Annotated in this window: 2 protein-coding genes; one reads left to right on the top strand and one right to left on the bottom strand. The window is 62.6% G+C overall.

The genetic code is table 11. The features are described 5' to 3' along the window. Window positions 1-245 (top strand): hypothetical protein (locus tag ACSFE6_RS31480; RefSeq protein ID WP_435431264.1); only part of this gene is annotated, 245 nt, incomplete at its 5' end. A 73-nt stretch (window positions 246-318) separates the two neighbouring features. On the opposite strand, the gene ACSFE6_RS31475 is transcribed toward ACSFE6_RS31480, so the two are convergent. Beyond that, window positions 319-1,404 (bottom strand): DUF1615 domain-containing protein, encoded by a 1,086-nt coding sequence (locus ACSFE6_RS31475; protein ID WP_435431263.1) that lies wholly within the window; start codon window positions 1,402-1,404, stop codon window positions 319-321. Window positions 1,405-1,611 lie beyond the last annotated feature (207 nt).

The following is a 1,611-nucleotide window of genomic DNA, read 5'->3' as shown; positions in this document are numbered from 1 at the left end:
AAGGCGGCTCGGATCGTCTGATCGAAAGTCGTGTCGCTGAAGGGGGTTCGGATCGTTTGATCCAGAATCGTGTCGCTGAAGGAGGCGCTGATCGCCTGCTGGAAAAACGCGCTGTCGCAGCTGATGGCTCGGATCGTTTGCTGAAACAACGTGCTGTCGCAGCTGATGGCTCGGATCGTTTGCTGGAACAACGCGCTGTGGCGGCCGATGGTTCGGATCACCTGCAACGCAATACCTTCGCCTGATGACATCGCTTCACCGCAACAACGAAAGCCCGGCCTGATCAGCCGGGCTTTTTCATGCCTGTGTCAATCTCGTTCAGCGAACCATGCAGCGCTGATAACGCTCATCAACCCGCTTGGCAAACCACGCCGTGGTCAGTTTGCGGGTGATTTTCGGGCTTTGCAGCACGATCCCCGGCAGTACCGCACGGGGCAAAGGACGGCCCTCAGCCTTTTCGGCCAACTCGAAAACCCCTTGATAGAGCTTGCTGCTCTCGAAGGCTAGCGTATTGCCTTCCTCCAATTGATCCCGAATCGTCGTATTGCGCATGCCCAATGACTTGCCGAGGGTGCGCACGGCCTTTTCCGTGGTACCGGGCATGATCGAACCGTAGTTGACCAGATCGCCATCCAGCGCCAACGGGATCGCCGAGGCCCGACTGACCGCGTTCTGGAAGGCGGCGTTGCGACTGGCGTACCAACCGGCGTTGAAATCGGCGAAACGATACAGCGGCTGCGGGTAGTTCACCGGATATCCGAGCAAATGCGCGATGCCGAAGTACATACCGCCACGGCGGCTGAAGACTTCACGGCGGATCGAACCGTCCACCGGGTACGGATAGTCTTTGGCATGCTGCTCGGCAAACTCGATGCTGACCTGCATCGGCCCGCCTGTATGCACAGGGTTGAAACCCGCAAACAGAGTCTTGCCCATCGGCACCATGCCGATGAAGTCGTCAAAAACTGCACTCAGTTCTTTTTCGCTGCGGGCGGCGTTCAGCCGGTCGCTATAACTTTTGCCAGTGGGCGAGCGCACCTGCAACGCACCGCTGACCAACAGGCCGGGAATGTGCGCTTTGGTCGCCCGACGGTCGATTTCATCACGGGCGATCTTGCCCAGACCCGGCACGGTCGGGTCAGCCTGGAAGGTAGATTCCTGCTCGGTAACAGCCAGTACCGCACAGAGGTTTTGCGTGGACGGCGTGATGTTCTGCGCCGCGAAGGCCGCCTGGATATCGGTGGCCCAACCCTGGCGGTCGACGGTTTTGGCCGGCAACAGGCGCAGGATTTCCGCCTTGACCTGGGCGGGCGTGCGCGCCGGGGGTTCCTGCGGCCGCTGACTGCCGCAACCGGCCAGCACCAGCAAGGCGGCGATGCTCATGATCAATCGATGGGCTTGCATGTTGCTCCTGATGATTCGGGGCGCCGAGTCAACCATAAGGCCGATGGCAGGGTGCTGGCTATGACTGTGGTGACAGCGCGCTGTTCCCCGGATTGACACAAACCCTGTGGGGGGGGGGGGGGGGGGGGGGGGGGGGGGGGGGGGGGGGGGGGGGGGGGGGGGGGGGGGGGGGGGGTGGGGGGGGGGGGGGGGGGGGGGGGGGGGGGG

The organism is Pseudomonas baetica, assembly GCF_051216495.1.
GTDB classification, from domain to species: domain Bacteria; phylum Pseudomonadota; class Gammaproteobacteria; order Pseudomonadales; family Pseudomonadaceae; genus Aquipseudomonas; species Aquipseudomonas baetica_B.
This window is presented reverse-complemented; position numbering and strand designations above follow the sequence as displayed.

Bases quoted from the DNA above. Each gene is read 5' to 3' on its own strand.
- ACSFE6_RS31475 (WP_435431263.1), bottom strand. From the start codon at position 1,404: ATGCAAGCCCATCGATTGATCATGAGCATCGCCGCCTTGCTGGTGCTG.